General features: G+C 72.2%; 23 protein-coding genes and 1 pseudogene. 8 read left to right on the plus strand and 16 right to left on the minus strand.

Going from position 1 to position 24,558, the window contains the following annotated elements; translation table 11 throughout:
- Positions 1-140 precede the first annotated feature (140 nt).
- Genes OV079_RS18295 through ruvA form a run of 3 tightly spaced genes read left to right on the plus strand, consistent with a single transcriptional unit; the run spans position 141 to position 2,031 of the window.
- Complete coding sequence (locus OV079_RS18295; protein ID WP_267770089.1) at positions 141-887, plus strand: YebC/PmpR family DNA-binding transcriptional regulator; 747 nt, start codon at positions 141-143, stop codon at positions 885-887.
- A gap of 14 nt (positions 888-901) precedes the next feature.
- Positions 902-1,405 carry a crossover junction endodeoxyribonuclease RuvC gene (gene ruvC, locus OV079_RS18300; RefSeq protein WP_267770090.1) on the plus strand — a complete coding sequence of 168 codons (504 nt, stop codon included), beginning with the start codon at positions 902-904 and terminating at the stop codon, positions 1,403-1,405.
- Positions 1,402-2,031, plus strand: a complete 630-nt coding sequence (gene ruvA, locus OV079_RS18305; RefSeq protein ID WP_267770092.1) for a Holliday junction branch migration protein RuvA — start codon at positions 1,402-1,404, stop codon at positions 2,029-2,031. Before ruvC ends, ruvA begins: the two co-directional genes overlap by 4 nt.
- A 218-nt stretch (positions 2,032-2,249) precedes the next feature.
- On the opposite strand, the gene OV079_RS18310 is transcribed toward ruvA, so the two are convergent.
- A complete protein-coding gene (locus tag OV079_RS18310; RefSeq protein WP_267770094.1) occupies positions 2,250-3,662 on the minus strand; it encodes a S1 family peptidase in 1,413 nt (470 codons plus the stop codon).
- A 444-nt stretch (positions 3,663-4,106) separates the two neighbouring features.
- Between OV079_RS18310 and OV079_RS18315 the strand changes: the two genes are divergently transcribed.
- The gene (locus tag OV079_RS18315) at positions 4,107-5,549 is read left to right on the plus strand and encodes an MYXO-CTERM sorting domain-containing protein (RefSeq protein ID WP_267770095.1); all 1,443 of its coding nucleotides are present in this window, start codon (positions 4,107-4,109) and stop codon (positions 5,547-5,549) included.
- 10 nt (positions 5,550-5,559) lie between these two features.
- Positions 5,560-6,885, plus strand: coding sequence for a Smr/MutS family protein (locus OV079_RS18320; RefSeq protein WP_267770097.1), 1,326 nt, complete (start codon positions 5,560-5,562; stop codon positions 6,883-6,885).
- Positions 6,886-7,095: 210 nt separating this feature from the next.
- Here OV079_RS18320 and OV079_RS18325 read toward each other — a convergent pair whose 3' ends face one another.
- The 14 genes and pseudogenes from OV079_RS18325 to OV079_RS18390 form a co-directional block, all read right to left on the minus strand.
- Positions 7,096-8,382, minus strand: coding sequence for a hemolysin family protein (locus OV079_RS18325; RefSeq protein ID WP_267770098.1), 1,287 nt, complete (start codon positions 8,380-8,382; stop codon positions 7,096-7,098).
- Positions 8,383-8,433: 51 nt separating this feature from the next.
- A complete protein-coding gene (locus OV079_RS18330; protein WP_267770099.1) occupies positions 8,434-9,426 on the minus strand; it encodes a M20/M25/M40 family metallo-hydrolase in 993 nt (330 codons plus the stop codon).
- Positions 9,427-9,666: 240 nt separating this feature from the next.
- Positions 9,667-10,500 carry an acetylglutamate kinase gene (argB, locus tag OV079_RS18335; protein ID WP_267770100.1) on the minus strand — a complete coding sequence of 278 codons (834 nt, stop codon included), beginning with the start codon at positions 10,498-10,500 and terminating at the stop codon, positions 9,667-9,669.
- A complete protein-coding gene (gene argC, locus OV079_RS18340; RefSeq protein WP_267770101.1) occupies positions 10,497-11,543 on the minus strand; it encodes an N-acetyl-gamma-glutamyl-phosphate reductase in 1,047 nt (348 codons plus the stop codon). Before argC ends, argB begins: the two co-directional genes overlap by 4 nt.
- Positions 11,544-12,060: 517 nt before the next feature.
- Positions 12,061-12,981: a hypothetical protein gene (locus tag OV079_RS18345; protein WP_267770102.1), complete on the minus strand. Its 921-nt coding sequence runs from the start codon at positions 12,979-12,981 to the stop codon at positions 12,061-12,063.
- Positions 12,982-12,988: 7 nt separating this feature from the next.
- Positions 12,989-13,198, minus strand: a complete 210-nt coding sequence (locus OV079_RS18350) for a hypothetical protein (RefSeq protein WP_267770103.1) — start codon at positions 13,196-13,198, stop codon at positions 12,989-12,991.
- A gap of 9 nt (positions 13,199-13,207) precedes the next feature.
- The gene (locus OV079_RS18355; protein WP_267770104.1) at positions 13,208-13,594 is read right to left on the minus strand and encodes an acyl-CoA thioesterase; all 387 of its coding nucleotides are present in this window, start codon (positions 13,592-13,594) and stop codon (positions 13,208-13,210) included.
- Between the two features lie 32 nt (positions 13,595-13,626).
- A complete protein-coding gene (locus OV079_RS18360) occupies positions 13,627-13,851 on the minus strand; it encodes a hypothetical protein (RefSeq protein WP_267770105.1) in 225 nt (74 codons plus the stop codon).
- Positions 13,852-14,088: 237 nt separating this feature from the next.
- Complete coding sequence (locus tag OV079_RS18365) at positions 14,089-15,471, minus strand: tetratricopeptide repeat protein (RefSeq protein WP_267770106.1); 1,383 nt, start codon at positions 15,469-15,471, stop codon at positions 14,089-14,091.
- A 499-nt stretch (positions 15,472-15,970) separates the two neighbouring features.
- A pseudogene (locus OV079_RS58140) lies at positions 15,971-17,056 on the minus strand (tetratricopeptide repeat protein); the annotation flags it as partial.
- 131 nt (positions 17,057-17,187) lie between these two features.
- Positions 17,188-18,894 carry a sigma-54-dependent transcriptional regulator gene (locus tag OV079_RS18375; protein WP_267770109.1) on the minus strand — a complete coding sequence of 569 codons (1,707 nt, stop codon included), beginning with the start codon at positions 18,892-18,894 and terminating at the stop codon, positions 17,188-17,190.
- Positions 18,895-18,897: 3 nt separating this feature from the next.
- Positions 18,898-19,320, minus strand: coding sequence for a hypothetical protein (locus OV079_RS18380; RefSeq protein ID WP_267770110.1), 423 nt, complete (start codon positions 19,318-19,320; stop codon positions 18,898-18,900).
- A 20-nt stretch (positions 19,321-19,340) separates the two neighbouring features.
- Positions 19,341-19,814, minus strand: a complete 474-nt coding sequence (locus OV079_RS18385) for a hypothetical protein (RefSeq protein WP_267770111.1) — start codon at positions 19,812-19,814, stop codon at positions 19,341-19,343.
- Between the two features lie 65 nt (positions 19,815-19,879).
- On the minus strand, positions 19,880-20,656 hold the full coding sequence (locus OV079_RS18390) for a hypothetical protein (protein WP_267770112.1): 777 nt from the start codon (positions 20,654-20,656) through the stop codon (positions 19,880-19,882).
- A gap of 193 nt (positions 20,657-20,849) precedes the next feature.
- On the opposite strand from OV079_RS18390, the gene bioA reads away from it, so the two are divergent.
- The 3 genes from bioA to OV079_RS18405 are packed head-to-tail and all read left to right on the plus strand — an operon-like array spanning position 20,850 to position 23,496.
- The gene (gene bioA / locus OV079_RS18395) at positions 20,850-22,184 is read left to right on the plus strand and encodes an adenosylmethionine--8-amino-7-oxononanoate transaminase (protein ID WP_267770113.1); all 1,335 of its coding nucleotides are present in this window, start codon (positions 20,850-20,852) and stop codon (positions 22,182-22,184) included.
- Between the two features lie 41 nt (positions 22,185-22,225).
- Entirely contained in the window at positions 22,226-23,209 is a 984-nt protein-coding gene (locus tag OV079_RS18400) for a hypothetical protein (RefSeq protein WP_267770115.1), read from the plus strand.
- The gene (locus OV079_RS18405) at positions 23,125-23,496 is read left to right on the plus strand and encodes a hypothetical protein (RefSeq protein WP_267770116.1); all 372 of its coding nucleotides are present in this window, start codon (positions 23,125-23,127) and stop codon (positions 23,494-23,496) included. Before OV079_RS18400 ends, OV079_RS18405 begins: the two co-directional genes overlap by 85 nt.
- A 110-nt stretch (positions 23,497-23,606) precedes the next feature.
- On the opposite strand, the gene OV079_RS18410 is transcribed toward OV079_RS18405, so the two are convergent.
- Positions 23,607-24,431, minus strand: coding sequence for a PA14 domain-containing protein (locus OV079_RS18410; RefSeq protein ID WP_267770117.1), 825 nt, complete (start codon positions 24,429-24,431; stop codon positions 23,607-23,609).
- Positions 24,432-24,558 lie beyond the last annotated feature (127 nt).

A 24,558-nucleotide genomic window follows, 5' to 3' on the forward strand; every position in this document is an offset into this window, starting at 1 on the left:
GGCGAACGGGGTCCGAACGCACGTTCCGCAGCGCCCTCGAGCCCGGGCTGCCGGCGACGAAGCGGTCCCCGAGGCCTCCCTGCCGGGCCCTGCGGGGTGCTTTTTTCCGCCAGGCGCGTGTGGTACTGACCTCGGTCAGCATGTCCGGCCACAGCAAATGGTCCACGATTAAGCGCAAGAAGGGGGCGCTCGACGCCCAGCGTGGCAAGATCTTCACCAAGATCGCCCGCGAGATCATGGTCGCCGCGAAGGACGGCGGCGGCGACCCGGCCGGCAACCCGCGCCTGCGCACCGCGCTCCTCGCGGCCAGGGCCGCCAACATGCCGAAGGAGAACCAGGAGCGCGCGATCAAGAAGGGCACCGGCGAGCTCGCCGGCGTCACCTTCGAGAACGTGCTCTACGAGGGCCGCGGTCCCGGTGGTTCGTGCTTCATCGTCGAGGTGCTGACCGACAACAAGAACCGCACGGTCGCCGAGATCCGCACCGCCTTCGGCAAGTCGGGCGGCGAGATGGTGTCGAGCGGCGCGGTCGCGTGGATGTTCGACCACAAGGGCGTGCTCGAGGTCCCGAAGGCCAAGATCAGCGAAGAGGCGCTGATGGAGCGGGCGCTCGGGGCCGGCGGCGAGGACATCCAGGACTGGGGCGAGACGTGGGCCATCATGTCGTCGCCGAGCGACCTCGCCGGGCTGCAGACCGAGCTCGCCGACCTCGAGCCCAGCGGCGGCGTGCAGTGGATCGCCAAGCCCGAGAACGAGAAGGCGCTCGACGGCGACGTGGCGGTCTCGGTGGCCAAGTTGTGGGCCAAGCTCGACGAGCACGACGACGTCCAGAGCTGCTACACCAACGCCACCCTGCCCGACGAGGTCATGGAGGAGCACGGCCCGTAGGCCGCGGATCCCCGTTGTCGACCGCCACGCGGATCCTCGGCGTCGATCCCGGCACCCGGATCGTCGGCTACGGCCTCCTCGATCACCGGCAGGGGGCCCGCCCCGCCTATGTCGAGTGCGGCGTCATTCGCCTGCGCCAGGAAGACCCGATGCCCGTGCGCCTGTCCGTCCTCGCCCGCACGATCGCCGAGCTCATCGTCGAGTTCGGCCCGCGCGTCCTGTCCCTCGAGGCAGCCTTCCACGGCGTCAACCCCAGCTCCGCGCTCAAGCTCGGCCAGGCGCGCGGCGCGGTGATGGCCGTCGCCGCCGAGCGCGGCCTCGAGGTCGCCGAGTACCCGCCCGCCTACGTCAAGCGCGCCGTCGTCGGCCACGGCCGCGCCACCAAGGAGGACGTCATGGCCCGCGTGCAGCTGCTGTTCGGCCTGGCGCGCGCCCCCACGGCCGACGCCGCCGACGCCCTCGCCATCGCGCTGTGCCACGTGCACGCGCCCAGGCTGCCCCGGAGGACAGGTCCATGATCGGCTGGTTGTCGGGCATCGTCGTCCACCGCGACGCCAGGCAGGGCGTCGTCGTCCTCAACGTCGGCGGCGTCGGCTACGAGCTGCGCGTGTCGCTGCAGACCCTCGCCGCCGTCGGCGACCCCGACGAGCACTGCGCCCTGTGGGTCCACACCCACGCCCGCGAGGACGCGCTGCTGCTGTTCGGCTTCGCCACCCAGGCCGAGAAGCAGCTGTTCCTGCTGCTGACCGGCGTGCCCAAGGTCGGCCCCAAGCACGCGATGGCGGTCCTCGGCGGCTTCCCGCTGGCCGAGCTGGTCGACCACCTCACGCAGGGCCGCGAGGTCATGCTGACGAAGATCCCCGGCATCGGCAAGAAGACCGCCGAGCAGATCCTGCTGTCGATCGCCGACAAGGTCGCCTCCTTCGCCACCGAGCTCGAGGGCAGCCCCCGCGGCCCCACCCCGGCCAAGGCCGAGCCGGAGCCGCCCGCGATCGTCGAGGAGGCCAAGCAGGTGCTGGTCGACCTCGGCTGGCGCGTCAAAGAGGTCGAGGTCGCCCTGGCCAAGCTCACCGCCGGCGGCCCCGTCACCGCCTCGCTCGACGACCTGGTGCGCCGGACGCTGGCCCAGCTGATGGAGCGCTGAGGCGCTCGGAGCTGCCGGTTCGAGCATGTCCGTTCGCACATGCTCGAGCGGGCATGTCTCCGCGAACATGTTAGCGAGGACATGTCCCGGCCTGCCCGCGCGGACGGCCCGCCCGACGCAGCGGGCTCGCGGCCACGCCCGCCCTCGCCGTCCGACCGGGGCTCCCGAGCGTCGGCAGCCCCGCGGCCTGTCCTCCGGCTGGCCTTCGGGACAGCTGCTCAGCCGCCGGCCGTCTGCAGCTCGGCGACGTACCAGTCGCCCCACTCGAGCCGCATCTGCATCACCAGCGTGGCCGGCTGGCGGCCGTCGGTGTCGCGGTTGCGCAGGGTGACCACCGCGTGCGGCGCGTAGGCGCCGGGCACGATCTCCAGGCGCTCGACCTCGAGGTGCGCCCCGCGCTTGAAGCGGCCGGTGGCCTCGGCGAACGCGAAGGTGCGGGCCGCGTCGACGGTCTGCAGGCGCATCATCGCCGCGGTCATGGCGGTGTCCTGGTCGCTCTCGGCGAAGTAGCGGGCGCCGACGTAGGCCTGGGCGAACTCGAAGAAGAAGCTGATGACCTGGTCCTTCGACAGCGCGCCCTCGACCCCGAGCGCCTCCATGAAGCCGCGGGTACCGGTGCGGAGGACGACGTCCTGGACCTTGGAGAACGGCAGCTCCTCGGCGCCGGCCGGCTCGGAGTCGATGATGTCCTCGAGCGCGGCCACGAACTGCTGGACCGCCGCGCGGCCGTCGCCCGGCAGCTGTTCGGCGATGGTGGTCATGGTGCGCTGGCGGATCTTCCGGCTGTAGGTCGGCGACATCATGCGCCGCGCGACCTCGAGGTCGCCGCCGTCGAGCGCCTTGAGGAAGCCGCGGGCCCGCTCGGTCGCGCGGGCGCTCTGCTCGGCCGCGGTCTCCATCGCCGGGCGCTCGCTCAGCATCTGCGCCGCCTCGGCGATCGGGATCGCGTAGCCGCCGACGCGGTGCTTCCACGTCCAGCTGACCACCCCGACCACGCGGCCGTAGCGGTCGAGCACCGGCCCGCCGCTCTGCCCGCGCCGCACCGCCTGCGACAGACCGAAGAACGCGCCCGGCCCGACCGCGGGGTTGAACACCTCGAGCTCGCGCACGTTGCCGGTGCGGGCCACGAAGCCGTCGGGCTTCTTGCCGCCCGCGCTCGCGTCGTCCTCGCTCGGGCGCGCCAGCAGCAGCACGCGATCCTTGGCGTGCAGATAGTCCTCGATCGGCGCCAAGCCGACTGTCGCAAGGGACAGGGCCGGCAGCGGCGCGTCGACGTCGAGCTTGATCAGCGCGAGGTCGCGGCTCGGATCGATGTAGACGATGCGGACCGCGGCGAAGCTGCGCTGGGGCCGGAGCGCGGGGAACGTGACGTCCTCGATGTGATCGGCGTCCTCGATCACGTGGCGGTTGGTGATGAGATAGCCGGCGGGATCGACCACGAACGCGAGGCCGCGGCCGACGTCGGTCGAGATGACCGCCACCGACGCGGCCCCCTTCTGCGCCACCGCGAGGTCTCCTTGCGCGCGCCCGGTCTTGCCGCGCTCGAGCGTCACGTCGCCGATCGGACGGCTCGCGCAGCCCAGGGCGACGAGGGCGGCGCAGAGCGACAGGATCCGGAGCGCAGCAGGCACAACATCCAGGCTACGGCACGCTTCGGGCACCGGCCAGCCCGAAGCCAAATCTCGTGTGGTGGCCCCCACGGACGCGCCTCGCGGCCCGGGCGCGCCGCCGCGCGAGTCTCCGCGTCCGCGCCGGTCCGCCGTGGCCGAGCCCGCACCCGCCGTCGCCGCGACCGACATGTCACCTATCCCGAGAGACCTGGCCCGAAAGACAGCACGACGATCGCCCGCGGAGGGCGCGCGGCGAGGTGGGTGCGGGGCCGAGATCCGACCGGCCGATCCGGCGACGTCGCCCGTGATCATGAGCCCGCGTTCATCGGCCGCCCGCAATCCCGGGAAAGCGCCCGCCCCTGTCGCTGCCTGCCCACGCGGCGCCGCATGTCCTGCCACACGCGCGCCGCCGGTCGCGGCCGAGATCGCCGCCGCACCGCTGTGATAGCGTGCGGTCGGACCCCTATGACTCGCCTCATCGCCTACATCTCGATCCCCTGCGCGCTCGCCCTCGCACCGCTCGCCGCGGCGGCTGATCCCGCACCGCAGACGCTGTTCGGCCAGCCGGTGCAGGCCGCGCCCGAGCTCACCGAGGAGGAGATCGCGGCCCGCCGCGCCGCCTTCGAGAAGTACCTCGAGGAGAACGACCTCATCCACGCCGGCGGGCTCGTGGTCCCGCGGTCGATGGCCGAGGACGATCTCTCCGCCGGCCCGCGCCCGAGCTACGCCTGGGACACCCCGCCGAAGCGCCACACGGTCTTCCTCAACTTCTTCGGCGGCGAGATGACGGGCGGCACCAACTCCGCGCTGATGGAGTCGCCGTGCATCCAGGGCGGCACGGTCCAGTACCCCCAGTTCCTGCGCTCGGAGCAGGAGGCGCTGGCGATCATCCAGGTGTTCAAGGACGCGATGGAGCCGTTCGGCGTGCGGATCGCCTACGAGAAGGCGCCGCCGAAGCACCTGCCGTACAGCATGGTGATGATGGGCGGCAAGCCGCAGGTGATCGGCCTGCCCAACGGCGTGCTCGGCGTGGCCTGCAACCTCGACTGCGGCGACACGTGGTGGCGCGACACGACCTTCGCCTTCACCGAGGTCGCCGGCGACATCCAGGTCCTCGGCACCACCGCGCTGCAGGAGGCCGCGCACGCCTGGGGCCTCGACCACATCGACGGCGAGGACAACATCATGTACCCGTACGCCACCTTCGGGAAGAAGGTGTGGGCCGACACCTGCACGCCGTACAACGCGGCGACCGGGCCGATCGGCTGCGAGTACGTCCACGACGAGTTCTGCGGCGAAAACGGCGGCGCGCAGAACGACATCGCCGAGCTGATGGCGTTCTTCGGCGCCAACTCGGTCGACGACGTGGCGCCGACGGTCACCCTGCTGTCCCCCGAAGACGGCGCGATGATCGAGCCCGGCACCGACGTGCTGGTCAAGGCCGAGGTCAGCGACAACTTCGAGGGCTACGGCTGGCGCATGATGATCCCCGAGGCCAACATCGAGCAGCCCGCCTACTCCGGCGAGAAGCAGTGGTCGATCAAGCCGCCCAAGGGCACGTACACGATCCGCGTCGAGGCGCTCGACCACGACGGCAACATCGGCTTCGCCGAGTCCGTCATCCACGTCGGCGTCGAGCCGACCGACCCGACCACCGGCGAGCCCACCACCGGCAGCGACACCAGCGGCACCACCAGCGAAGGCCCGCCCGGCGAGAGCGACACCGAGGACAGCACCGGCGGGGGCGGCTCGAACGCGACCGTCGACCCGGCGACCGCCACCGCCCCGCTGGACCCCGGCACCGACGAGAGCGGCTGCAACTGCGTGACTGCGCCTGTCTCTCGCGACATGTCCGTTTGGATGCTCGCGCTCGCCGGCCTCGGCCTCGTCCGCCGGCGCCGCACCTGACCTCGCGGCCATGCCGCGTCGCCGACGTCCCGGCCGGACCGCCGCCCCGCGCCGGTCCGCGCCGCCGGAGCCGGAGGGCCGCCTGCGCGCTCCGCTGGTCGCTCTGTTCCCTGACGGCCTGCCCAAGCCCCCGCCGCCCGCTCCGCCGCCGCAACCCCCGCCGCAGCCCGTCAGCGAGCGCGAGCTGATGGCGCGGGCGTTCGCGGCCCTCGCCACCGGCGACCCGCTCGACTTCGACGCCCTGCGCGTCGTGACGCGCCTGCCCTCCGCGACAGGTTCGAAACGACATGTCGCAGAGGCCAGCTCATCCGCCGCGCCCGGAGCGTCCAGGCCGGCGCCGCCGCGCGGACCGAAGCCAGCCGCTGACGCGCGCCCGGCTGCGCCCGCGAGCGACGACGACGACTTCGCGGCCCTGCTGCGGGCGCAGGCCGCCGGCGCCCGCTCGGCCGGTCACGAGCGCGACGACGTCACGACCCTCCTGCGGGCGAAGGCCGCCGGCGCCCGCCCGGCCGGTCACGAGCGCGACGACGTCACGACCCTCCTGCGGGCGAAGGCCGCCGGCGCCCGCTCGGCCGGTCACGAGCGCGACGACTTCGCCGCCGTCCTGCGAGCGAAGGCCGCCGGCCCGCGCCCGGCCGGCCTCGAGCGCGACGACGACGAGTCCTTCGCGGACCTCCTGCGAGCGCAAGAAGCCGGCACGCGAACGACTGCGCCCGCGAGCGACGACGACGAGTCCTTCGCGGACCTCCTGCGAGCGCAGGAAGCCGGCACGCGAGCGACCAAGCCTACGAGCGACGACGAGTCCTTCGCCGCCCGCCTGCGAGCGCAGGAAGCCGGCACGCGAGCGGCCACGCGCGAGCGTGACGACTCCCCGGCCCGCCTGCGGACACAGGCCGGAGGCGCGAGCACACCCGCCGCGACTCGACGAGAGCCCGAGCCTCCGAGCTCTGCGGTCCTGCAAGGCCGCACCTGGGCCGGCTCTGGCTGGCGCGACGAGCCCGGCCGCACCGTCGAGCACGCGCGCGCGGCCGCCGAACTGGTCGCCCGCGCCCGCCGCGGCCGCCTGCCGACCCTGCGCCTCCGCGGCCTGCGGCGCGAGCCGGCAGTCGAGGCCCTGGCCGCCTTCGCCGCGCGCGAGCGCATGGCAGGGACTCGCTACGTCCGGGTCGTCACCGGCAAGGGCCTCGGCAGCCCCGGCGACCCGGTCCTCAAGGAGGCGCTGGCCGAGTGGTGCGCCTCCGTGGCCGGCGAGGCCGAGGTGGCCGCGTGGGCGCCCGAGCTCGACGTCCGCGGCGAGTACGGCTCGGTCATCCTCCAGCTGCGGCCGCGCGCCTGACCGGTGAGGCAACCCCGGCCGCGCGGCGGCCGGCGCACCGACCTGATCGCCTGGCCGGACGCCGCCTTCCCGCGCCGAACAGGGCCGCGCGCCGATGACGACGTGCACGAGCGCGACCCACCGCGCGGGCCGGGCGCTCGACGAAAATCTCAAGACATGTTCCGTGCGTCATGTCCGTTTCGACATGCCCTTCAGCGCATGTCGAAACGGTCAGTCGTCGTCGTCGTCGTCGTCACCGCCGGTCGGCTCGACGCGGACGCGGATCACGTGCCGCGCGTCGGCCTCGAGCACGCGGAAGCGCAGGCCCTCCCACACGAACACCGAGCCGGCGATCGGGATCTGGCCCGCCAGGTGCGTCAGCAGGTCGCCGACGCTGATGACGCCCTCGAGGTCGGCCAGCTCGACGTGGAGGCGCTCCTCGACCCGCGTCAGGCTGTCCTGGCCCTCGACGATCACGGCGCCGCTGACGTCGGGCACCGGGGTCAGCGGCGCCCGGTCGCTCTCGTCGAAGATCTGGCCGACGATCTGCTCGAGCACGTCCTCGAGGCTGACGATGCCGACGGCGTCGCCGGCGTCGTCGACCACGATCGCCAGGTGGACCCGCTGCTCCTTGAACCGCTGCAGCAGGTCGTGCAGCCGCATCGTCTGGCTGACGAACACCGGCTGGCGGACCACCCGCGCCAGCCGCTCGTTGTCGGCCAGGTCGACCAGCTGCTTGATGTGCAGCACGCCCTTGATGTTGCCCGGCTGGCCCTCGTAGACCGGCAGCCGGCTGTGCCCCGAGCGCAAGGCCACCTGGCGCACCTGCGCGACGGTCCACGCGAAGTTGACCGCGATGATCCGGCTGGCCGGGATCATGATGTCGCGGACGATCTTGGCCTCGAAGCGGACGATGCCGGCGAGCAGCATGGCCTGCCCCGGATCGATCGAGCCCTCGCGCTGGCCGACCTGCACGAGATAGCCGATGTCGTCGGAGGTGACCTTGCTGCCGCCCGACCCGCCGTCCTTCGGCTCGAAGCGCCGGACGATCACGCCCGTGATCGTGGTGAGCAACCACAGCGCCGGCGCCATGAGCTTGCTGAGCCCGCGCAGCACCCACAGCGCCGGCAGGGCCAGCCGCTCGGCGTAGATCCGGCCGAGCGCCTTGGGCGTGATCTCGCCGAGGATCAGCAGCAGCACGGTCGTCACGAACACCGCGCCTCCGACCGCCCAGCCGCCCCACGGCCCGCCCTCGAGGTGACGGATCGCTAGCGCCGTCACGACCGCGCCCATCAACGTGTTGGCGATGTTGTTGCCGACCAAGATGGTCGACAGCACCCGCACCGGCTCACGCACCCAGAACGCCGCGATGCGACCCTGCCGCCCGCCGTCCTCGACCAGGCGCTTGGCCTTGTGCGCGTCGAGGCTGGTGATCGCGGTCTCCGAACCGGAGAAGAACATGCTCGCGGCCAGACACAGGACGACGATCAACAGCCCCAGGACGTCGGCATCGCTCATCGGCGCGTCCTGCAGAATTCTCACGAGACGCGAGAGCTCCGCAAGCGGGCGTCACCGGAAGCACGTACCGGCCTCTTCCGCGAGGAAGCACGCCAGCGCCGCCGTTCGACGACGCAGGCTGTCGAGGCTGCACCACTCCTCGGTCTCGTGGAAGTGTTGCCCGTACGGGCCGAGGCCGTCGACGCAGGGCACGCCGTCGGCCGCGAGCAAGTTGGCGTCGGAGCCGCCGCCCTGGAGCGGGCACTCGCCGACTTGTAGACCGCACGCCGCGGCGTAGGGCTCGTAGACCCCGCGCAGCCGCTGGCTCGCCGCCGACGCTTCCATCGGCGGACGCGTGATGCCGCCGCTGACCTCGACCGCGACCCCGCGCAGCCGCTCCGGCACGTCCGCGAGGCCGGCGAACGGATCGCGCTGCAGCGCCTGCAGGAACGCGGCCACGCGCTCGGCGTCGGCCACGGTCTCGAAGCGCGCGTCGATCTGGCACTTCGCGCTCGCGGGCACCGTGTTCTTGGCGGTGCCGCCCTCGATGAGCCCGACGTTGAGCGTGCTGCCGCGCGAATAATCGGTGAGCCGCTCGACGCGATCGACCAGCAGCGCGAGCGCGTGGATGGCGTTGACGCCCTTGTGATGGTTGTTGCCGGCGTGGGCCGCCTTGCCGCGCACCGTGATCGTGAACAGCCCGCCGCCCTTGCGCCGCGTGACGATCGTGTCGCCCTCGCGGCCCGACTCGAACACCAGCGCGCCGGTCAGCTTCGGCGCCAGCTCGCGGTACATCGCCGCGCTGCTCGGCGAGCCGACCTCCTCGTCGCTTACGACGATGAAGCGCACCGGCAAGCCCGCGCGCGCCGGCGCCACCGCCCGCAACGCGCGCAGGGCGAAGATCACCGAGGTGAGCCCCGACTTCATGTCGAGCACGCCGGGGCCGCGGGCGACGTCGCCATCGCGGCGGAAGCTCAGGAAGCCGAGCGAGCGCGGGAACACGGTGTCGATGTGCCCGACCAGCGCCAGCGACGGTCCGTCGCCCACGCTGGCGTCGGCGTACACGCGATGGTCGGCGAACCTGCCCGAAGGGTCCGGTACTGGTACAGGTGAGCCCGACCGCCGCGGCCGCCTCGTCGAGCGCCGCGGCGGCGATCTCGACGTCGTCGCGGGCGTAGGTGTGGCTCGGGAGGTCGACCAGCCGCTGCAGGAGCGGCACCTGTTCGGTCTCGAAGGCGGCGTCGACGGCCGCGCGCAGGGCGGCGCCGAGGAGTGGGTCGCGCATGGGCCGCGAGTGTAGCAGCCTCACGCGACCAGCACGGTGCCGACGCTGCCGGGCGTCGCCGCCTCGGCCTGCAGCGCGCCCGCGGTGGCGCCGAGGATGTGCACTGCGCCGATCCCGAGGGCAAGGTTGGCGAGCGCCTCCTCGACCTTGGGGATCATGCCGCCGACGATCACCTTCATCTCGATCGCCCCGCGCGCCTCGGCGGCGCTGAGGCGAGCGATGCGCGTGCTCGGGTCGTCCTTGTCGCGCAGCACGCCCGGCACGCCGGTCATGAGGAACAGGTGGTCGACCTTGAGCGCGCCCGCGATCGCCGACGACACCGTGTCGGCGTTGATGTTGAAGACCGGGCAGGCGAAGCCCGCGGTCTCGAGCCCGACGCCGAGCGTGTTGATCACCGGCGTGTACCCGCCGGCCCACAGGTGCTCGATCACGGCGGTGCGGATCTCGACGACGTCGCCGACCAGGCCGAAGTCGACCAGCTCCTCGCCGCCGCCGCTCACGCGCGTGGGCGGACGCTTGCGCGCCGCCACCAGGCCCGCGCTGACGCCGGAGAGCCCGAGCGCGCCGCCCAGCCCGGCCGCGAGCGCGGCGGCGACGACGTCGACCGAGAGCTCGCCGGCGAGGACGTACTTCATGACCTGCAGCGTCGCCTCGTCGGTGACGCGCCGGCCGCCGACCTTGACCGGCTGCAGCCCCAGGCGCTCCTGCAGCGCGTTGGCCTGGGGCCCGCCGCCGTGGCAGATGGCGAACTTCCACCCGGACGCGGTGAGGCGGGCGACATCGCCGAGCACCGCCGCCAGCGCGGGGGCGTCGGCGATGACCTCGCCGCCGAACTTGAGGACCGCCGTCGTCATGGCCACAACCCCGGGGCGTCGATGCCGGCCGTCTCCGCGAGCCCGAGCATCAGGTTCATCGACTGCACCGCCTGCCCTGCCCCGCCCTTGACGAGGTTGTCGAGCGCGGTGACCACCGCCAGCTGGCGCTGACCGGTCGCGGGATCGACCTGTCCCAAAGTCCAGGACAGGTCGACGTACATGCTGCCCTTGATCGCCACGACCTCGGCGCCGACCTTGCTGCCGAGCACGCGGACGAACGGTGCATCTTTGTAGAACTCGCCGTAGAGCGCCTTGACGTCGAGGTCGCCGGGCACCGGGACGATGCTGGTCGCCAGGATCCCGCGCACCAGCGGCGCCGACACCGGCACGAACGCCAGCGAGAACTCGCTCGCCCGCCTGTCGCGGCCGGCCGCGTCGCGCAGCGTCTGCTCGATCTCCGGCGTGTGCTGGTGGTTCAGCACCTTGTACGTCTTGAGGTTGCCGGCGCGCAGCGGGTGGTGCGTACCGATCTGCGCGTACGCCCCCGAGCCGGACGAGCCGGTCATGGCGACGGTGTGGATCGCCCCGCGCAGCAGGCCGGCGCGGGCCAGCGGCAGCAGGCCGAGGGCGATCGCGGTGGCGAAGCAGCCCGGCGAGGCGACCCTGCGGGCCGCGCGGATCGCCTCCTTGTGCAGCTCCGGCAGGCCGTAGACCCACGAGCCCAGGTGCTCGGGGTGCGGGTGGACGTCGCCGTAGAAAGTCTTGTAGGCGTCCTTGTCGCGCAGGCGGAAGTCGCCGGACAGGTCGATCACCCGCGCCGGCACGTCGGCGAGCTCGCCCGCCATGGTCGCGCTGACCTTGTGCGGCAGCGCGAGGAACACCACGTCGACGTCACGGGCGGCCTCGGCCGCGGGGATGTTCTCGAACACCAGGCCGGTCTTCGGCAGGTTGCGGTGGACCGCCTCCAGCGGCTCGCCGACCTGGTCGATGCTGGTCACGCGGACCAGGTCGACGCCGGGGTGCCAACGAAGTAACCGGATCAGCTCGGCGCCGCCGTAGCCGGTTCCGCCAATAATCGTCACGCGTGGCCGCGAATTCGTGGACATGGGGCCTCTGTGCGGGACTTCCTAGCAGATGCCCGCGGCACGCGCGATGTCCGGCCCCGCCCGCGCACGACATCGATGTCATGGCCTGTCGCGGCGGCCGGCGGGCCAGGCCTGACAGGGATGTCATACCGGCGCGGAGCGGCGCCGCACCTGACAACCTGTCATCAATGATCTCGACAACTTGCCAACCTGGCTCGTGCCCTGCACTCCTAGGTCGGTGTCGCCGGAAACGACGACCCTACTTACCTTAGCCCTTCCGCTTCGCCTTCTGACTTACGCCTTGGCTTCTTCTGGCTTCTCTTGCGCCACTTACCGCTTATTTAGCTTCTTCTGGCTTGAACCTTCGCGCCTGACTTAGAATTCGCCTGGCTTATCGAGTCGTTTTGAGCTTGTCGCGCTTCGCTTGGTCGGTGCAGTAGCAACATCTTAGATCTGGGGGGGACCCGGGATGCTGGTCGGCATCTCGGGTTCTCGATTTAAGGCCCGCCGGAGCTCAGTGCAGGTGGTCCTCGGGCTCGACCACGTGGTCGGCCAGGCGCTCGACCTGGTCGGACCCGAGCAGCCCCTGCAGCGCCGACTCGAGCTCCGCGCGGCCCGGCTCACCTGGCCCGAGAGCCAGGTGCGAGGCCGCCACCGCGAAGTGAGCGCGCAGTCCGCAGCGCTCGCCGAACGGCATCGCGTGGACCGCGGGCGCCCAGCCGTCGCGCCCGAGGCGCTCGTGGTCGGCGCGGATCGGTCCGCCGCAGCGCGGACACAGGAGCTCGCCCTGGGCCTCGCCGCGCCACAGCGTGATCAGCGGATCCCGCCCGCCCGTCCGCGCGCCCGACCACCAGCGCGAGTCGAACGGCAGCACGCCCGGCAGCTCGCGCGGGAGCAGCCCCTCGGCGCGGAACCACGCGGCGCTGAGGTAGTACGCCGGGGCCTGTCGCTGCTCCTGCTCGCGCGCCTCGACGAACAGCGACGGCTTCTCGAAGTGCGGATCGATCGTCCACGAGGCCTCGAGCCGCTCGCGCATCGGCCCGCTCAGGCGCGTAAAGCGGTGGCCGACGACCACGCGCGTCAAACGATCGGCGAACACCCACAGCACGTTGCTGAGCTTGTGCCACGGGTCGATCGTGAGGTCGCAGACCTTGAGCTTGTCGCAGGCGAGGCCGTCGCGGGCGCGCCACACCGACACCAGCTTGAGCTCGATGCGGTCCTCCCAGTCGAGGCGATCGAGGCCGTCGTGCGGCTCGAGCCCGAAGTGCCACTGCAGGGCGCTGCCGAACCGCCCGCGCGAGCCGCGAGGCGCGACCAGCTCGGCAGCTGGCCCCAAGGCCAGGCCGCGCGCGTGCTCGGCGAGCGCCTCGAGATAGGCGCAGCGCCGCAACACCGCGTCGCGTCCGTGCGGCGGGTGGCGGAGCGGCAGCCGCATCGCCGGACTACTTCGCCTCGGGGGCCGGAGCCGGCGCGGGCGCGGCGTCGGCCGGCTTGGTCTCGGTCTTCGTCTCGGTCTTCGTCTCGACCGTCTTGCCGCCCACCGTCTTCGCCTCGGTCTTGGTCTCCTCTTCCTTCTTCTTGCCCGGCTGCTCGGCGCAGCCGACCGTGAGACCGAGGGACAGGGCGAACACGGAACCGGTGAGGAGCTTCATGCCGGCAAGCTAGCACTCCGCGTCGCGGGGCGGAAGTGTGCGCTGGATCGGCACCGGGCGGCCGCGGTCGTCGACCTGCACGTAGACCAGCTCGGCGGTGGTGACCTCGACGCTGCGCCCGCCGATCGGCTCGTGCGCCTCGACCCGCACGCGGATCGTCAGCGAGGTCGACCCCACGTTCGTGACCTCGGCGTAGAGGCTGACGATGTCGCCGACGTGCACCGGCTCCTTGAACACGACCTCGCGGATCGCCACGGTCACGACCTTGCGCGCGCCGACGGCGTGCGCCGCGACCGCTCCGGCCTGGTCGAGCAGGCTGAGGATGTGACCGCCGAAGATCGTGCCGTGCGCGTTGGTGTCGCGCGGCATCATCATGACCCGAATCGCGGGCTGCATGAGGCGGACGATGCGCCAAACGGCGCCGATTGTCACGCGGGCGTGCGCCCGACGGCGCGCTGGATCGCGGCGTAGATGGTGTCGGCGTCGGCGTAGTCGGGGCAGTAGCTGAGCGCCGGATCTCGCTCGGACAGGGCGCGGAACCGACGCTCCTCCGCGCCGAAGTCGTACGACAGGATCACCGGCCCGCGGAAGCCGGCGTCCCGCAGCGCCCGCAGCACGAACAGGCCCTGGTTGTCCTGCTGGAAGGCGCGCACGGGCGACGTCGCCGTTGAAGCGGGCAGTCAGCGCCACGAGGTCGCCGAGCAGCGCCTCGATCGGCGTGCGGTCGAAGCGCATGTCGAGGTACACGAGGTCCGGCTGCAGCGACGACAGCAGCGCGCACGCCTGCTCGCCGCTCTTCGCCTGCGTGTAGCGGATCCCCCGCGACACGAAGGTCGAGAGGTTGGTCAGGTACTCGTCCCCGTCTTCGACGACGAGGACCTTGATCTCGCTCATGGCCCCTCCTCCACGGTGAAGAAGCGCAGCACCACCGCCTTCTGCCAGCCGCGCTCGGGCTCGACGGCGATCGAGCCGTCGTAGCGCGACAGGAGGTCGGCGGTGATACCCATGCCGCGCTCGACGTAACGACCGCGCAGCATCTCGTTGCTCAGCTGCTCGCTCGAGCGGTCCTTGATCCGGATCGCCAGCGTCGACAGGCCGGTGATCTCGTCCATCTCGGTGACGAGGTCGATGCCCAGGGCGATCGGCTTCGGACTGTAGAGCACGCTCGACTGCAACGAGTTGCGCAGCACGTTGGTGACGATGTCCTCGAGGTCGGTGTGGAACACGCGGATCTTGGCGCCCTCGCCGGCGATCTGCGGCTCGGCGATCTGCACCTTGGCGAACTGCGGCTCGGCGACCACCTGCGCGAAGATCTCGCGGATCGTGGCCGGATCGACGGCGACGATGCAGAGCGAGCGGATCACGCCCGACAGCTCCTCGAACGCCTTGCGGCCGAGGACGTGGCCGCTGCGGCTGAGCCGGCGCGCCCACTCGAGCTTGAGCCCGTGCCGCTCGCGGTTCGGCGCCCGCTGCAGGCCCTCGAGCCCGCGCAGGTCCTCGAAGGCGGCGATCATGGCGCTGAAGATCGGGTCCTTGCGATAGAGGTTGAGGTTGATGTTGTGGCTGCGGCCGACCTTCTGCAGCTCGTCGACGTAGCCGAGGAAGCGGCCGTGGATCCCGCGCTCGCGCAGCGAGCCGCGCCCGGGCGCCGGGCTCGACTCGTTGCGGTCGCGCGAGGCGCCGAACAGGCGGGCGGCCACGACTGCGGTGCGCGCCTCGGCGTCGGGCTCGTCCATCTCGAGCGCGCGGCCGACGTCGGACAAGAAGGCGGTGTTGTGCTTGAGGATCTCGTGGCGGATGAGGCTCAAGATCCGCGCGACCTCGGGGAAGCTCTTCGGCGCCCGCTCGAGCATCTGCGCCAGCGAGGCCCCGCGCAGGCGGCGGTAGACCTGCCACGCCGGGATCGCCACCAGCAAGAACGCGAGCGCCCCGGCGCCGAGGTAGATCCGCAGGAAAATGGCGTCCATGCGGTCGCGCAGGCGGTGCGCGGCGTCCCAGTGCAGGTTGTACTCGTCGGCCTCGCGCAAGAACTGGTCGAGCTGCTCCGAGGCCTCGATCAGGTGGTAGTCGTCCCACAGCCGCTTGGCCAGGCGGAAGCGCGCGGTCGCGGAGCCGAGCTCGGCGGCGCGGCGCAGGTGCACCGTCGACTGCGCCGGCAGGTCGCGCTCGAGCAAGATGCCGAGGCGCTCGTGGACCTCCATCTGCTCCTCGGCGAGCGCCAGGCTCTGCTCCCAGAACTGCCGCGCGTCGCCGGTGCGGCCCTGGGCGTACACGACCTTGGCGAGCTCGTTGTAGACGACCGGCTCGCTGCGGAACCGCTCGCGCGCGCTGCAGGATCTTCTCGGCCTGGTTGAGGTCGCCTTCTTCGGAGACGCGCAGGTAGGCCTCGTTGATCATGCGCTGCAGCGACGGATCGAGGCGCTGCAGGTTGTCGGGCGGCTCGTTGAGGTAGAGCGGCTCCTCGGGGCTGACCTCCTGCGTGAGGTCCTTGAGCGCGCGCTCGGCCTGCGGGCGATCGGGGTCGTCGTCGGGCGCGGTGCGGAGGAACCGCTCGTAGTGTCGGCGCGCGGCCTCGCGGTTCTCGCGGGCGTTGAGCTCGCCGAGCAGGATGTGGAGGTGATGCAGGTCGGGCCGCAGCAGCAGCGCCTTCTCGAGGTGCTCGATGGCCCGCACGTCCTCGGCGCCGGCGAACTGCTTCTTGTAGACGAGGCCGAGCGCCATGTGAGCCTCGTAGTCGAAGCGATCCATGCGCACGGCGAGCTTGAGCTGGTCGACGGCCTTGGGGATCCGGCCCTTGCGGGCGTAGATGACGCCGAGGGTGTAGTGGGCCTTGGGGTACCACGGCGAGTTCTCGATCGCGGCCAGGAGCTCGCGCTCGGCGGCGTCGAGGTCGCCGGCCCGCATCGTGGCGAGCGCCCGCCGGTAGCTCTGCTCGGCGAACTCGCTCGGCCGCCCGCCCTGCTCCTTCTCCAGCTTGTTGAGCTCGACCTGCAGGCGCAGCTCGTCGAGCTGCTCCTTGGCCTGCTTGGCCAGCGGCGTGCCGGGATAGGCGGCGCTGAGCTCCTCGTTGATGGCGATCGCGCCCTCGAGGTCGTTCTGCTCGAGCAGCAGGTCGGCCTGCAGCCGCAGCGCCTCGGCGCCCGGCTTGCGCCCGCCGGCGGTGCAGTCGCGGCGGTAGAGGTCGAGCTGCTTGAGCGCCGCCTCGCGCTGGCTGTCGCGCTCTCGCGTCGACACGGCCTTCTCGGCCTGCTTGCTGAGCAAGGAGGCGACGGTGTAGCGGATCTCCGGCGGCCGGCCCTCGGTGCGCGGGTCCTGCTCGGCGATCTCGAGCGCGAGGTTCAGCCGCTCGTCGTCGTAGCGCTCGTCGCAGCGGCCCATCCACTCGACCAGGGTGCGCCGCTCGGCCAACCACAGCCCGCGCGGATCGTAGGTGCGCAGCAGCTTGAGGTCGTCGATGGCGCGCCGCGGGCAGGTGTTCTCGCGCGTGCGACGGGCCCGCAGATAGGCCCGACCGCGCAGCGCCCCGGGGTCGCCGGGCTGCAGCTTGAGGGCGTTGTTGTACTCGCGCAGGGCGTCGTCCGGCCGGCCCTCGCGCTCGAACCGCGCGGCCCGGCTCATGCTGACGTCGAACTGCTCCATCCGCTGCTCGGGCGTGAGCCCGCCCGGCTCCTCGAACGCGCTGTCCTCCTCGGGCGGCAGCGGCAGCTCGGCCAGCGGGTCGTAGACCGGCTTGATGGTGGGCTCGTCGGCCTTGCCGGGCTTCTTGCTCGCCTTGCTGACCGTCGGGACCGGCGCCGCCGCGGCCACGGATGGGCTGGCCCACAGGACATGTGCGAACAGGCATGCCCCAAGGCGCATTGCCGATCGGACATGTCCCTTGCGCACGGTCGCTAGCCCCCCGCCCGAGTGGTGAGACCCGGGCCCGGCGACCCGCGCCGCCCGGCCCGAGGCGACAGAGTAGCAGGCGGCGAGCGACGCATGGCCTTCGCCTAGCCGTCGGCGCGGCGCTTGAGCCGGCGCAGCTTGATCCCGAGCTGGTTCATGCGGAGCTGGATCTTGCGCCCCGCCCCGGCGTCGTTGAGGAGGATCTCGCCCATCTTGCCGAGGTCGCCGAGGCAGCGCTCGTAGAGGTGCTCCAGGTACTGGCGCTCGACCGCGCACGAGACCGCGTTGAGCGAGTCGCCCGGGCGCACGACGATCGCCAGGCGCGCGAGCTCGGCGCCGTCGGCCGCGACCTCCTCGACCGGCGCCTCGGACGCGGTCGGGGCGGTCATCGGCCGCAAGAGGTCGCTGACGGTGCGCGGCAAGATCGGGATGATGTCAGGACGCCCGGCCTCGCCCAGATCTTCCGGCTCGATGCGCTCGGGCCGGTCGACGAGGTCGACGAGGGTGAAGGTGAGGAGGTTCGAGAGGGTCATCTCGAACTGGCGGAAGTTGCCGGGCCAGTCGAACTCCTGCAACAGCTTGAAGCTGCTGGGGTGCAGGAGGACGTGCATGCGCCGGGCGTCGCCGCGCGGGGGGATCGATCGCCCGACGGTGACCGCGAGGTTGTCGTTCGGGCCCGGCGCCGGGAGGCCGCGCTGCTCCGCGTACTGGGCCAGCAGATCGCGGTTATACGCCTCGGCGGTGACGCGGCGCATGAACCACTCGAGCAGCTCCTGGAAGTCGTCGCGACGATCGCGGAGGCCCGGCAAGGTGACCGCCGTGGCCGGGTTGAGGCGCATGTAGAGATCCTCGCGGAAGCGGCCGGCGCGGACCATGGCGGCGAGGTTCTCGTTGGTGGCGACGACCAACTTGATGTCGGTCTGCAGCTCCTTGGTGGCGCCGATCGGGCGGTACGCGCCCTCCTGCAGCACGAGCAGCAGCGACTTCTGCAGCTCGAGGCCGAGGTTGCCGATCTCGTCGAGGAACAGGGTGCCGCCGTGGGCTCGCGCGAGCACGCCCTCGCGCGAGCTGGTGGCGCCGGTGTAGGCGCCCTTGACGACGCCGAACAGGTGCGCGGCCATGAGGTCGTTCGGCAGGGTCGAGAGGTCGACCGCGACGAACGGACCGGCGCGCTCGGAGCGAGGGTGGATGAACTCGCGGGCGACGAGGCTCTTGCCGGTGCCGGTGGCGCCTTGAATGATGACCGGCAGGCGCCCGCGCGCGAGGATGCCGAGGCGGCGGCGCAGGCCGATCATGGCGGCGGAGTTGCCCCAATAGAACGGCTCGCTGGCGGCGGCGACGTGGCGCTCGCGCTGGGCGAGGATGCCGTCGATCTGCAGCTTGAGCGCGCGCGCGTCGAGGTAGTCGTCGGCGAGGAGATACGTGTAGTCCTCGGCCCGCAGGCGCTCGGCGTCGGCCTCGAGCGGCAGGTCGTCGCGCGAGGTCATCACGATCACCGGCAGGTCGGGGTGGCTCTGCCGGATCTGGTCGAGGATGTAGAGGCCCTGGCTGCGGCGCAGCCGCTCGAACACCTTGCCCGGGTCGCCGCCGCGGGCGAGCAGCGGCTGCTTGTCGTGCGGCAGCAGCTCGGCGTCGGGGATGTTGAAGTGGACGTCGAGCAGGACGAGGTCGACCTGGCCGGCGTAGCGCCGCAGCGCCGCGGCGGTCTCACGGTAGTTGCGGGCCGGCGGCAAGAAGCTGTGCTCCGGCATGTAGCGCCGGCACAGCTCGAGGTAGTTGTCCTCGTCGTCGATGATGAGGATCGACGGCACGAATCACCCGCGGGCGGACTGGAGGCGCCGATGCAGCTTCTGCAGCTCGCTGCGGATCGTCTGCTGGGCGGCGCGGATCTGCGGGCGCGCGGCGGCGATGGCGTCGCGGTCGCCGCGCGCGAGGGCCGGGCCGTGGGTGCGCAAAACGTCGACGGCGGCCTCGACCTCGACGAGCTCGGGCGCCGGCAACGGACGCGGCCAGTCGGCGGCGAAGCGCGTCCACAGCTCCCACGCAGCCTCGACGGTGCCGTCGCCGCCGCTGCGCGTGCGGAGCAGGTCGCGCCGCAGGGCCTCGACGAGCTCGTCGCGCAGCGGACCGTGCCAGTGGTCGTCGCCCAGGTTGGCCGACATCCAGGCGACGTACTTGCCGAGGTCGTGCTTGAGCGCGGCGACCTGCTCGGGGAAGTCGGCGACCGCGAATGCCATGAGGTGCGAGCGCCGGCGGCTCAGGCCCCGGCCGGCTTGTGATAGCGGGTCGCGCGGGCCCGCCCCGAGCTGTCGATCTTGCCCATCTTCTTCATCCACGCGAGGTAGCCGCGCAGCTCGGCGATGTCGCAGTCGATGCGCTTGGCGAGCTGGCCGATGGTGAGCGGCTCGTCCTCGATGGCGGTGAGGATCTGCTTGTAGACCTGGACCTCGCGCGCCTCGCCGGCGCCGTTGGCCGCGCCCTCGCCCTCGCTCGTCGTCGTCGCCGCTGCCGCCGCCGGGCGGGCGGCCCGTGCGGGCACCAGCGCGGCGAGGGCCTCGCGCAGCTCGCTGATGCTGAGCTGGCGGATCGAGGCGCCGGCCTCGCTGCTGAGCAGCTCACTGAGCTTGGTGGTGGCCGGCATCCGCGCCACCGTGTTGATCGCGGCCTTGCGCAGCAGCGTGGCCCGATTCTGTCGGAGCGCAGATTCGAAGAGCTGGGCGATCTCTGTCATGGAAGTCCACCACGCCGCATGTGGCCCTGACGGAGATACACGCGACGGGGGAGACGTAGCGGCAATCAGGCGCAAAAGCAAGGGGCCCGCGCACCCCCGCGCCTCGCCGGGGCTTCAGCCCTCGCAGGTGAGGAACCCGAGATCCAGCAGATCTTGGGAGCCGCAGGCGGCACAACACGCGTCGCACTGACCGGAGCCGTCGAGGTTGAAGCCCCAGGTGACGTCCCGGAAGCGCCGGCGAAGCAGATTTGTTCGCCCTCGAAGCACTGAATCGTCTGGTAGACGTCGACGCCGCGGCCCGCGGTGCGGAAGGACGAATCGACGCTGGGCCAGGCCCAGTCGCGGTCCTGCGCGAACAGCTTCCACTCGATGTCGAGGCCGTCGTCGCAGTCGTCCGTCAGCAACCACTCCTGGAAGACCGGCGCGGAGCAGACCGCGGTGGCCTCGTCGGCGCCGTTGGGACAGTCGGCGGTCTTGTCGCAGAGCCGCTCGGTCGGCATGCACCCGGCGTTCTCACCGCAGACGTAGACGTGGTCGAGCTCGCAGTAACACTCGCCCTCGGAGCAGTAGGCGTTCTGCCCGCAGTCCTTGGCGCACTTGTCGTCGACGGCGGGCGTCGCGTCCTGACAGCCGGTGTACGGGTTGCCCTCGTAGCCCGCGTCGCAGAAGCACTGGCCGTCGCCGCAGCTGGCATGGTTGCCGCACGCGACCTCCTGGCAGGTCTTGTAGTCGTCGGGCTCGCCGTAGAGCACGCAGCCACCGGCGACGGCGGCCGTGAACAGCCCGGCGAACAGTGGGAGCGAACGGAGGGCGGTACGAAGGGTCGAGAGCGTGCGCTGCATGGCAAAAACCCGAGGCGGCGCGACCGGTCGCGAGCCGCGCCCACCGCAAGGTTGCGCGAGCGGCCCGGCCCACGCAATGGGGACCGCACGGACGCGGGCAGGTCGGGCCAAAGCCGGCGCGGGCGGCGATGGGCCGGCCTGCGCGTCCGCCGGGGCTTGACGGCCGCGCGCGCCTGAGGTCAGCCTCGCCGGCGTGGCGAGGCTCATCGACCGCGATCGCGCGCACGTCTGGCACCCGGCGACGCACTTCGCCGATCTCGACCGCCTGCCGCCGATCGCCGTCGAACGCGCCCGCGGATGCTGGCTCTACGAGGCCGGCGGACGGGCGATCCTCGACGCGATCGCGTCGTGGTGGACGTGCGTCCACGGCCACGGCCACCCGGCCATCGTCGCGGCGGTCCGCGAGCAGGTCGAGCGCCTCGACCACGTGATGTTCGCAGGTTTCACCCACGAGCCCGCGGTCGCGCTCGCCGAGGCGCTGCTGGCCGCGGCGCCGCCCGCTTACGAGCGGGTGTTCTACGCCGACTGCGGCTCGGCGGCCGTCGAGGTCGCGCTCAAGCTCAGCTACCAGGCCCGCCAGCAGCGCGGCGAACCCGGCCGCCGCCGCTTCGCCACGCTGCGCAACGGCTACCACGGCGAGACCCTGGGCGCGCTGGCCCTCTGCGGCGCCAGCGCGTACCGCGACATGTTCGCCCCCCTGCTCTTCTCGCCGCTCGAGCTGCCGGCCCCGAGCTTCCGCGAGCACGAGCACGCCGACCTCGCGTCCGACCTCGGCCGCGACGCGCCCGAGACGCAGGCCGCGATCGCTGCGCTCGAGGAGCACGCGCACGAGCTGACGGCGGTGGTGATCGAGCCGCTGGTGCAGTGCGCGGGGCGGATGACGATGACCGGCGCCGGCTTCTACCGCGAGCTGGCGAGCGCGGCCAGACGCCTCGGGATCCACGTCATCGCCGACGAGATCGCGGTCGGCTTCGGCCGCACCGGGCACATGTTCGCAAGTACATGGCCGGAAGTGCAGCCCGACCTGCTGTGCCTCAGCAAGGGGCTGGCGGGCATCCTCCCGCTGGCGGCGGTGCTGGTGCGCGAGGGCTTCGACGTCGACTTCCGCGGCTCGCCCGCCCGCAGCTTCCTCCACAGCCACACGTTCACGGCCAACCCGATCGCCTGCGCGGCCGCGATCGCGGGGCTGGAGCTGTTCCGCTCGACCGACCTGCTGGCCCGCTTGCCGGCCCGCGTGGAGGCGATGGCGGCGCGGAGGCGGGCGGTCGCGGCGGCCTGCCCCGCGGTGGTGGCCCACCGCCAGGCGGGGATGATCGCGGCGCTCGAGGTCGTCCCCGCGGCCGGCAGCCCCGGGGCGCGCGACGGCCGGCTCGGGCTGCTGCTGCGCGAGGCCGCGCTGGCCCACGACGTGCTGCTGCGGCCGCTGCACGACACGATCTACTGGTTCCCGCCGCTGGTGATCGACGACGCGGAGCTCGACCGCCTGGCCGAGGCGACGATCGCGGCCATCCGCGCCGTGCTCGAGTGATTCGCGGGCCACGTCGCGGCGTCGCGAGTATCATGGCGGCGATGCGGGCTCGCGGACTCGTCGGCGCGGCGCTGCTCGGCGCCTGCAGCCCGGTGACGCCGCCCGGGCTGGTCCTCGACGTCGGCCGCACGTGCCGGGACATCGAGCTCGCGGTCGCCGACCCCGACGTGCTCCCGGGCTGGCGGATCCACGCGGCCGCGATCGCCCGCAGCGGCGAGGACGCGACGTGGTACCTGGCGAGCGAACACCCCGGCGAGCTGGAGCTCCGACGTGTCCCCGAGGACATCCCCGGTGTGGACCTGACGACCGTCGGCATGGCGCACGAGTTCACGCTGACGCGCGGCCCCATCGAGGGCCAGACCTGGCTGACCCTCGACCGCGGCGACGAGGCGCGGCTGTGGCGGATCGACGAGGACGTGGCCGAGTTGTCCGCCGGGCCGACGCTCGCGGACTTCCCCGACGACACGAGCACCGAGTGGTTCTACCGCCTGGTGTTCCTCGGCCAGAGCCCGCACCTGCTCGCGCTGCCGCGGCTGACGCGGGCCGGCGAGGTGCCGGTCCACGTGGCGGCGGTGACGCCGGAGCTGGGGCTCGGCGAGCGCTGGGCGTTGACCGCGACCGTGACCTGCCCGCCGCTCAGCGAGATGAACTGCCCGCTGCTGTGGGAGGACCTGCGCGCGCTCGACGTGCTGGACGTCGCCGAGCCGGGCAGCGTCGCCGGGGCCGCGCTGCTGCTCTCGATCGCCACGCGGCCCGACGCGGTGCCCGCTCCCGAGATGCCCGCGGCGGCGTTCCAGACCCTCATCCTCAGCCTCGCGCTCCAGCGCGACCCGACCGCGGAGTCGCCGGTGCTGACGCGACGCGATCACGTGGCGTGGACGACCGCGGGACCCGTGCTGCCCTCCCCGCCCAGATCGCGGCCGACCCGCTCGGGATCTACGTGCTCGCGGGGCTCGTCCCCGGCCCCGAGGGCTCCAGCGCCGACGCGACCCCCGCCGACTACCTGTACCACGCCGACCTGCTGAAGGCGGACGGGTCCGACGAGGGCGACGTGATCGCGCTGCTCGACAAGGACCTGCACTCGCACCTGCTGCAGCTCGGCAGCCGGGTGGCGCTCGGCCAGCTGCCGACGAAGCACTGGTACGTGGCGCCGCTCGACGGCGTGACCGTCGACGAGGACATCGTCGGCACGCTCGAGGTCGGCTCGCAGGCGACGCTCCTGCGCGCCGGCCGCGGCCAGGTGGTCGTGCGCGCCGAGTCGGCGCCGACCCGGCGGGTCCAGATCGCCTGCGCCGACCCGGCGCAGGAGTAGCCGGGGCCGGACGCACGAAGAGCATGTCCTCGCGGACATGCTCTTCGGGTCATGTCTCCATCAGCAGGCCCTCGGGGACATGTCGCCGAGGACCTGCTCGAAGAGCCAGCCTACTTGCCGGCCTTGGCGCGGGCGTCGGCGCCCTCGGGCTTGTACAGGTTCTTGAGCGGGATGGCGGCCGGGGTGCCGTCCTTGCCCTCGGCCCACGCCAGGCCGACGACGATCGGGGCGCTGGTGTGGAACGTGCGCAGCTCGAGCTTGTACTCGCCGGGGTCGAGGCTGACGAGCTCGCAGACCTCGGTGGCCTCGGTCTTCACGCCGTCGTTGTCGACGATCAGCGTGTCCTCGATGTAGAGCTGGCTGCCGTCGTCGGTCTTGGCGCACAGCTTGTACTCACCCGCGGTGAGGACGTTGACCGTGCCGGTGAAGCGCAGCGCGACCGGGGCGGCGACGCTCTTGGGCAGGCCGGCGATCGGCGCGGTGGCGGCGGCGTCGAGGCCGTTGGCGATGAACGCCTTGGTGGCCGTCAGGCCGGCGAAGTCGGGCAGCTTCTCGGTGGCCGCCGGGATGGTGAAGGCCTCGGCGAGGAGGCCGTTCGGGCTGACCGCGCGGCCCGGCTTGGGCTTGGCCGGCGTGGGGGTCTCGGGCTCCTCGGCCTTCGGCGGCTTGCTCGCCGCGATCCGCTTGACGACCTTGGGACCGACCGCAGCGCCGCGCGTCGTGGTGGAGTCGCGGCCCTTGATCGCGGGCTCGCTGCCGCCGTCGCCGTCGCCGTCGGCCGGGGTGCTGCTGCCACCGCCGCTGCTGGGCGTGCCGACGTCGTAGTCCACCTTGCCGGCGTCAGGAGAGTTCGATTGCGGCGCGTTCGCCGAAGAAGAGGCACAACCAGCGAGCAGCCCGAAGCTCGCGACCAGGATGACGGACGTGCGAAGCATGAAAATCCTCTGGAGGTCAGAACTGGCGCCTGTGACGACGCCCTCGGCGCAGGGATTCAGGCGGGCTCGGGCCCGCAGGAACGGGGAGTCTGCGCTCCGCGAGTGTACGGCGCTGAATTGATTCGAG

The sequence above is a fragment of the Nannocystis pusilla genome (assembly GCF_026626665.1).
Classification (GTDB): Bacteria; Myxococcota_A; Polyangia; order Nannocystales; family Nannocystaceae; genus Nannocystis; species Nannocystis pusilla.